The organism is Blautia faecis (assembly GCF_027662325.1).
GTDB lineage: Bacteria > Bacillota > Clostridia > Lachnospirales > Lachnospiraceae > Blautia_A > Blautia_A faecis.
Map to the genome: position 1 here is coordinate 19,830 of NZ_JAQDKY010000045.1, position 7,820 is coordinate 27,649.

General features: G+C 47.3%; 9 protein-coding genes. All 9 read left to right on the top strand.

What is annotated here, in order from left to right:
* Nucleotides 1-2: 2 nt before the first annotated feature.
* The 9 genes from PGQ38_RS16530 (at nt 3) to PGQ38_RS16570 (ending at nt 7,498) form a co-directional block, all read left to right on the top strand.
* Complete coding sequence (locus PGQ38_RS16530; protein WP_071144307.1) at nt 3-2,111, top strand: DNA topoisomerase 3; 2,109 nt, start codon at nt 3-5, stop codon at nt 2,109-2,111.
* The gene (locus PGQ38_RS16535) at nt 2,108-2,491 is read left to right on the top strand and encodes a hypothetical protein (protein ID WP_025580944.1); all 384 of its coding nucleotides are present in this window, start codon (nt 2,108-2,110) and stop codon (nt 2,489-2,491) included. Before PGQ38_RS16530 ends, PGQ38_RS16535 begins: the two co-directional genes overlap by 4 nt.
* 5 nt (nt 2,492-2,496) lie before the next feature.
* Nucleotides 2,497-2,865, top strand: coding sequence for a cysteine-rich VLP protein (locus tag PGQ38_RS16540; RefSeq protein WP_055156923.1), 369 nt, complete (start codon nt 2,497-2,499; stop codon nt 2,863-2,865).
* A gap of 192 nt (nt 2,866-3,057) precedes the next feature.
* Entirely contained in the window at nt 3,058-3,651 is a 594-nt protein-coding gene (locus tag PGQ38_RS16545) for a hypothetical protein (protein WP_426759769.1), read from the top strand.
* A 13-nt stretch (nt 3,652-3,664) separates the two neighbouring features.
* On the top strand, nt 3,665-4,585 hold the full coding sequence (locus PGQ38_RS16550) for a DUF4316 domain-containing protein (RefSeq protein ID WP_005361129.1): 921 nt from the start codon (nt 3,665-3,667) through the stop codon (nt 4,583-4,585).
* The gene (locus PGQ38_RS16555) at nt 4,585-5,283 is read left to right on the top strand and encodes a hypothetical protein (protein WP_055158499.1); all 699 of its coding nucleotides are present in this window, start codon (nt 4,585-4,587) and stop codon (nt 5,281-5,283) included. Before PGQ38_RS16550 ends, PGQ38_RS16555 begins: the two co-directional genes overlap by 1 nt.
* Complete coding sequence (locus PGQ38_RS16560; protein WP_055158497.1) at nt 5,280-5,624, top strand: plasmid mobilization protein; 345 nt, start codon at nt 5,280-5,282, stop codon at nt 5,622-5,624. Before PGQ38_RS16555 ends, PGQ38_RS16560 begins: the two co-directional genes overlap by 4 nt.
* Nucleotides 5,625-5,709: 85 nt before the next feature.
* Nucleotides 5,710-6,000, top strand: a complete 291-nt coding sequence (locus PGQ38_RS16565; protein WP_005361132.1) for a CD1845 family protein — start codon at nt 5,710-5,712, stop codon at nt 5,998-6,000.
* Nucleotides 6,001-6,088: 88 nt separating this feature from the next.
* Nucleotides 6,089-7,498 (top strand): relaxase/mobilization nuclease domain-containing protein, encoded by a 1,410-nt coding sequence (locus tag PGQ38_RS16570; RefSeq protein WP_055158534.1) that lies wholly within the window; start codon nt 6,089-6,091, stop codon nt 7,496-7,498.
* Nucleotides 7,499-7,820: the final 322 nt, after the last annotated feature.

The following is a 7,820-nucleotide window of genomic DNA, read 5'->3' on the forward strand; positions in this document are numbered from 1 at the left end:
AATTGAAACTTGTGATTGCAGAAAAGCCCTCTGTTGCTATGTCACTGGCAGCAGTATTAGGCGCAACGGAAAGAAAAGACGGTTATCTCGAAGGTTCCGGTTATCTGGTGAGCTGGTGCGTGGGACATCTTTTGGAACTGGCACAGCCGGAGGCTTACAAAGAACAGTACGCCAAATGGCGGTATGAGGACCTTCCGATCCTACCGGAAAACTGGAAATATGAAGTTCCAAAGGATAAGAAAAAGCAGCTTGCCCTTTTGTGCCGGCTGATGAAGGACAAACGGGTTGATTCTGTGGTATGCGCTACGGATGCCGGGCGTGAAGGAGAACTGATCTTCCGTCTGGTCTATGAATATGCCGGATGTAATAAGCCTATGGAACGCCTTTGGATTTCCAGTATGGAGGATGCGGCGATCCGTGAGGGTTTTGACCATCTCCGTCCCGGCAGTGATTACGATAAACTCTATGATGCGGCAGTATGCCGGGCAGGAGCCGACTGGCTGATCGGGATCAATGCCACCCGGCTTTTTTCTGTCCTGTATGGTGTCACACTAAATGTCGGCCGTGTTATGTCACCGACGCTGGCACTTTTGGTACAGCGTGAGTCGGATATTGAATCCTTCATCAGCAAGCCTTTTTATGTGCCGGAAATCACCTGCGGAGGTTTTACTGCTTCCGGCGAAAAAATGACGGAACGATCCGAGGCTGAAAAAATCCGTATGGACTGTGACCACAACTCCGCTTTTGTGCGTTCTGCGGAAAAGCAGGTAAAAACTATACAGCCTCCCCGCCTTTATGACCTTACAACTCTGCAAAGGGAATGTAACCGTATTTATGGCTATACGGCTCAACAGACCCTTGATTATGTGCAATCTCTCTATGAAAAGAAGCTGGCAACCTATCCGAGAACGGACAGCCAGTATTTGACGAAGGACATGCAGGCAACCGCCGCTTCCCTGATCCTATGGCTGCGTGACAATATGCCCTTTGGAAAAGGCTGCGCCGGAGAGCCGGACATTGACCGGGTAACAGACGACAGCAAAGTGACCGACCACCATGCCATCATCCCAACTGTGGAGATTGCACGGACAGACCTGTCGGAGCTTCCTTCCGGGGAGCGGGATGTGCTTACCCTGCTTGCCGTCAGACTGCTTTGTGCCACAACGCAGGTACACCGATTTGAAGCGGTCACCGCTATATTGGACTGCCAGGGATATACTTTTACGGCAAAAGGAAAGACTATTTTACAGTCCGGCTGGAAAGAGGTGGAACGGATTCACCGTATGAGTATCAGGCAGAGTGAAACGGAACACAAAGAAAATGAAGCTGTCGCTCTCCCTGTGCTGCAGGAAGGACAGACTTTTGAAGCTGTATCAGCAAGTCTCCGTGAAGGGAAAACTTCACCGCCGAAACACTATACGGAGGACACACTGCTGTCCGCTATGGAGACTGCCGGTGCGGAAGATATGCCGGAAGATGCCGAGCGTAAAGGATTGGGTACTCCGGCTACCCGTGCGGCAACACTGGAAAAGCTGGTTTCTGCCGGATTTGTACAGCGAAAGAAAAAGCAGCTCATTCCTACGGAAAAAGGAAAGAACCTGATCGCAGTCCTGCCGGACAATATCAAATCTCCCATCTTAACTGCAGAATGGGAATCCATGCTGAAACAAGTGGAACATGGCGAACTGTCGGCAACATCTTTTATGGATCAGATTGCAGATATGAGCCGGACGCTGGTAAAAGAACATACTACCCCGGAAGAACGTTTTGCGGATCTGTTTCCTTCTTCCAGAGGAACTGCACATGAAGCCGTAGGGGTATGTCCTCGCTGCGGAGCCCCGGTATATGAAGGAAAGAAAGGTTTTTTCTGCGACAACAGGGAATGTTCTTTTGCTCTTTGGAAAGATAACCGTTTCTTTTCCAGCAAGAAAAAATCCATCACAAAGTCTGTGGCAGCGGCTCTTTTGAAAGAGGGCCGTATTTCTATGTCCGGGCTTTACAGTGAAAAAACAGGAAAGACCTATGATGCGGAAGTGATTCTGGATGATACCGGCGGTAAATATGTGAATTTCAAGCTGGAATTTCCAGTAAAGAAAGGCAGGCGTAAATGAGCGATCGAAAAACCTTTGAATATGGCGGTTATCACTTCACGCCCATACGAAAATTTCACAAAAAAGAAGGCGACTTTTTCGCCATATCGAAACGGCTGGCAAGTGACCCCAACTTAGGGCTGTGTACCTATCAGGATCGGCAAAAAGCACCTTATGATTACAAAGACTTTTATACCGTTTCAACAGACAAAGAATGTGATATTTTCCGCTGCGAAGAAAATGGATTGTTGTATGTACCAGGAAAAAATGAACTTTTTATTTACCATGAACCAAAACAGAAAAAGCGGAACTCTATCGCCGATGCCCTTTCACAGCCCAGGAATGTTACTGATACAACCGAAATTTCCAGCGGTCGGCAAAGCAGAGCCCCGGAAAGGTAGGCGTTATGGCGGAGAGAGAATTGAACCGCTCGGAGCGGGCTACGATCCGAAAGCTGGTTACGGAGCTTTGCGCCAACTATGACTCCCAGGATAAGATCTGCCTTCCTCTGGACAGCCCTTGTTACATGCTGAATAAATGGTGGACCGGTGCTTATTGCAGGTACTTTGAAAAAGCGGTGCTGCCGGTGGATGCAGCACTGGAATCAGCCATTACCGGCGAGGACACCTCCATGAGACAGAAAATATGCCCTGTGTGTGGAAAGGCATATCTTCCTACAACCAGCCAGGCATATTGTTCCGCTGCCTGCCGGGTCTATGCAAGACGGAAATCCGAGCGGGAACGCAAACGCCGGAAGCGGCAAAACCAACCATGATATGTCCGCAACTTAGCCTTAAAAGTCCTTGATTTTCAAGGGCTTTTTGCACCTGTTTTCAAGGGAGCTGTATAAGAATACTCCGGTGCTTTGAAATGAGGTTAAGTTGCGGACAAAACATATATTTTAACAAAAACGATAGGAGGCGATTTTTTGAATATCAACACGATTACTGCGGAGGATCTTCGCCGCATGCCGGATAAGGAAGGACTGATTTTACAGGGCTGTGGCGGGGATCTGACAGAGTGGGTGGACGGGATCAATGAAATGCTGACAAAAGCAGGCATATTGAAAGATGGCTGTCAGTTTGAGAATGTGGCTGCTTTTCAGCACGGCGAACTGACCTGTCTGCTTTACCCGTTTGATGATGTGAAACTGGATATAGGAAAACTTGCCCTGTGGCGTTTACAGACCCATGAAGTCTATGGCGGCACATGGCTGTCGGACTTTGTGCCGAATTATTTAGGCGGATTTATAGAAACACCGGAAGCGTTGGCAGATAAACCGGATTGTCCGCTGATCGGAGCAGATGGGAACATTTTTAATCTGCTGGGTATTGCTTCCCGTACTTTGCGGGAGCATGGTTTGAAAGAACAGGCAAAAGAAATGTCTGATCGGGTATTTGTTTCCGGCAGTTATGGAGAAGCGCTCTGTATCATTGGCGAATATGTCAACATCACAGATTCCAAACTGGAGCATAAGAATTCTCTCCGTCAGCAGCTAAAAGCAACAAAACCGGCAGACCCGGTAAAAAAGCAACAAACTTCCAAACAGCAGGAACGATAAGGAGGGATGCGGAATGGAAAAGAAACGGACCTATGGTGTATGGGCAGTACGAAGCAGCACTTCTATTTTCGGACCGGCACAAAGCTGGTGCAAGGAAAATGGAAAACCGTTGGAGTTTGATACCAAAGCTGCTGCTGAAAACTATGCAAAGGAAGCCAACGAACATACGACAGCAAATGTCCGATACTATGTGAAAGAAAAAGAACCGGAGCCCGGTGCTGTTCGGAAAGGAACATCTCAACCGGAGCTGGATGCACGCAGCCATGAAGAAGTGATACCAAGAAATGATGCAGCGGAAAAACAAAATGAGATTCCGGGCAGACAGATTCCTTCTCAAACAGATCCGCTGGTAGAAATCCGCTCTGCGGTCCATAGTAATTACGCGGGTATGGTCGCTATGCTGGGTGCGGACAACCGTGTGTATTTGGGGCGTGAGGAACGCTGCCATTACCAGAATATGCAGCCATCTTACTATGACAATCAGGACGGTTCCCTGTGTTTTGTCTGTGATCAGCCCGACATGTACTATTTTCTCTATGGAGAAGGCTGGGCGCATACCCAGGCGGAAATGCTGGAACGAGGGCTTACCCTGCGCCAGTATGAAGAATTTGCAAGACTGCAAAATGGGGTCCTTGCACAGTTTACCACCCAAAGAGAAATTCTGTTTGCCGGACAGCCATTTCAGGCGCCGGAGAGTTATCTGCGCAATGCAGAACTTTATGAGGAAGGTCAGACCGGCAACTACAATATGCTGGATGGCAGGCTGAACAACGAACCTCCTGTGCGCCCGGATCTGACAGACGGACAGACGGATGAAGAAATCCGGGAGCTGGTGCCGGAAGCAAAGCCGTCTTTGATGGACCGTTTGAAAGCAGACAAACCGGAGCATGAAGCAAGGCAGATGATCCCTCCGGTGCCGGAAAGGGAACGCTGATGGCCGGGGTAAGATTTGAGGATGTAGATCTTTTGGGTGCTCTTTCCCGTATCGTAGATCTTCATACCCAACATTATAAAGAGGACTTTGACCTGGATAAGGAACTGATCTCAAAACTGGCTGTGTCAGAGCGTTCAGAGGATAAACAGCTTCTTTGGATGTCACGCCCTTGCGGAACCTATACCCTGCGCGAACGGGAAGTTTATCTGGAGGGCAGCCATGAAAACAAAGTGTGGCGGTTTTACCAGGAGCAGACAAATGATCCCGTTTTGGCTTATGCCATCTCTTTGAAAGAAGTCAGGGACGGAAAAATATTTGGCGATCTCTATCCGCTAAATTATAGAGAACATGTGGAACGGATGAAAAAATTGACCTGTCCAATCGGAAATGTAGCCGTTGCTTTTGAGGATGGAAATGTTATCACGATTCCCTATCAGGAACGGAGACAATTTATGAACCGGCTTATGCCAGAGCATGGAGCCCCTAAAACAATGACTTATCTGCCAGAAAATGAGCCGGAGCTGATGATAATTCTAAAACGGGAACGCCTCAAACGCAGCTATCATGCGACAGCCGGAAATCTGGAGGAATATCTTGATAAGCTGGAAAAGACCACCCTGCGGGAAAAACTCAAAAGAGCAAAGACGGCGGTTTCGACGCAGGAGGTCTCATCTCATAAAAGAGGGTTGGAACGATGAATGGCGGGCATAACAAAAAATCCGTCCGCGTCGAATTTGTCATGTCCGAAGCGGAGGCCGAACTGGTAAAAGAACGCATGGCGGAACTTGGCATTACCAACCTGTCGGCATATCTGCGAAAGATGGCCGTAGACGGTTACATCATCCACCTTGATATGGGAGATATTCAGGAAATGATCCGGCTTCTCCGCATTTGTTCCAATAACTTAAACCAATATACCAGACGGGCCAATGAGACCGGCAATATTTATGCCGCAGATATAGATGACATCCGCACCCGTCTGGACAGCCTTTGGGATGGCATGGACAAACTGATCCGGGGATTTGCAAACATTTCATAAACAGCCGGAAAGCCGTTGCTTTCTTTTTGCCGTCACGGTAAAATTTTTATAAGGGCAGATGCCCTTCTGAAAGGAGGCAAAGCGTATGCGTTTGATAGGTAAATTACTGGCACTTCCCTTTATGCTGGTTACGGGGATTCTTTATCTGGTATGTAAATTTTTAGTGGTTCTTTCCGGTGCGGTACTTGGGATTCTTTCTGGGATCATCTTTCTGGCGGCATTGGTGCTGTTCTTTGTCGCAGGATTTTTGCCGGGTCTTGCATGGCTTATGATCGCCTTTCTTATCAGTCCATACGGTCTGCCTCTGGCGGCTGCATGGCTGGTAGGGATCATTGGCGGGGCAAACAGTGCCTTAAAGGATTTTATATTTGGTTAAGCAGATTTGGCGGGGCGCATAGGCAGCCCCGCTCTTTTTCTGCAATTATAACTTCTCTGATTGGAATTAAGTTAAGGAGGTGACGAAAATAGCGACCACAAGACTGATGCCTCTGCATGTAGGAAAAGGTCGGAATATCTCTACTGCGATCTCAGATATTATTGATTATGTAGAAAATCCGCAGAAAACCGATTTTGGAAAATTCATTTATGGCTATGAGTGTGATACCCGGCTTGCTGATGCAGAGTTTCTTCTGTCCAAACGACAGTATGCAAATCTGACCGGCAGAAATCAGGGTGCAGATGATGTGATCGCCTACCATCTCCGTCAGGCATTTAAGCCCGGCGAAGTTACGCCAGAAGAAGCTAATCAGATCGGCAGGGAGCTGGCACTGAAGCTCACAAAAGGAAACCATGCCTTTGTTGTCTGCACCCATGTGGATAAGCACCATGTCCATAATCACATCATTATCAACTCTACTACACTGGACTGTCAGAAAAAATTTCGCAACTTCTGGGGTTCTACCTGGGCAATCCGGCGAATGAATGACAAGCTGTGTTTGGAGCATGGACTTTCGATTGTAGAAAATCCGAAACCCAGCCGGGAGCATTATGGCACATGGCTGGGAAATAAAAAGCAGCCTTCCTTTCAGGAGCAGATACGCATTGCTATTGATGCTGCATTAGAGGAAAAGCCAAAAGATTTTGAGGAACTTCTAAAGAAGCTGGAGGCTGCCGGGATTGAAGTTAACCGTGAAAGAAAACATCTTCGGTTCCGAGTTCCGGGACAAGAAAATTATACCCGATGCGATACGCTCAAAGGCGATTATACAGAACAGGCCATCAAAGAACGAATTGCCGGTACACGGACAGTAAAATCCCACCATACTTTTTCAAAAAAACCGGTTTCCAAAGTTGGATTGCTGGTAGATATAGAGGCTGCAATCCGTTCCGGCAAAGGTCCCGGTTATGAGCGTTGGGCAAAAGTGTTCAACTTAAAACAGCTTTCCCAGGCAGTGCTCTACTTAAAAGAACATGGCGATATGGGTTATGAGGATCTTCTGGAAAAAGCCAACGCCGCTACCACTAATTTCAATACCTTATCCGTTCAAATTAAAGATTTAGAGTCAAGAATGAACGCCAATGCCGAGCTACAAAAGCAGATCGTAAACTATGCGAAAACGCGGGCTGTCTATGTAGAATATCGCAAAGCCGGGTACAGCAAAAAATACCGAATAGTACATGAGGCTGAAATTCTGCTACACCAGGCGGCAAAGAATCATTTTGACGAGCTAGGAATCCAAAAGCTCCCCTCTGTTAAATCTCTCCGGGAGGAATACACCGATCTTCTGGAACAAAAACGGAAAGCCTATTCTGCCTATAAGCAGGCCAAAAATGATATGAAAGAACTTCATAATGTTCGGGCTAATGTGGAATATCTATTAGAGATTTCTTCCCCACCGCTACCGCAGCGCAGCACAGAAAAATCACGTCAATAAGGTTTGTCAGCTTTTCGTTTTCAGCGTTCCAACGGAACGCGCAGCCATTGCCACCGGCAATGATCTCAGGGGTTTGGGGATATGTCACCAACAAGCATTTAGCAGGAATTCCGGGAACGGGATTTCTGCTAAATACGCAATCTTACGTAAGATTGCATTGCTTGCCAGTAGTTTTAAGAGTTTTTGGCAGAGGATCTGTTTACAGTTGCCGCATTGATAAACCTTTGATAACTGCCTATAATAGAGTTGTTATTTTGAACTGCTATAACAGAGAAATGCAAAAAATTAAAATTTTTTGTCCGCTGTAACATTTCGCGGACAT

Bases quoted from the DNA above. Each gene is read 5' to 3' on its own strand.
- PGQ38_RS16535 (WP_025580944.1), top strand. From the start codon at position 2,108: ATGAGCGATCGAAAAACCTTTGAATATGGCGGTTATCACTTCACGCCC.
- PGQ38_RS16540 (WP_055156923.1), top strand. From the start codon at position 2,497: ATGGCGGAGAGAGAATTGAACCGCTCGGAGCGGGCTACGATCCGAAAG.
- PGQ38_RS16545 (WP_426759769.1), top strand. From the start codon at position 3,058: ATGCCGGATAAGGAAGGACTGATTTTACAGGGCTGTGGCGGGGATCTG.
- PGQ38_RS16550 (WP_005361129.1), top strand. From the start codon at position 3,665: ATGGAAAAGAAACGGACCTATGGTGTATGGGCAGTACGAAGCAGCACT.
- PGQ38_RS16555 (WP_055158499.1), top strand. From the start codon at position 4,585: ATGGCCGGGGTAAGATTTGAGGATGTAGATCTTTTGGGTGCTCTTTCC.
- PGQ38_RS16560 (WP_055158497.1), top strand. From the start codon at position 5,280: ATGAATGGCGGGCATAACAAAAAATCCGTCCGCGTCGAATTTGTCATG.
- PGQ38_RS16565 (WP_005361132.1), top strand. From the start codon at position 5,710: ATGCGTTTGATAGGTAAATTACTGGCACTTCCCTTTATGCTGGTTACG.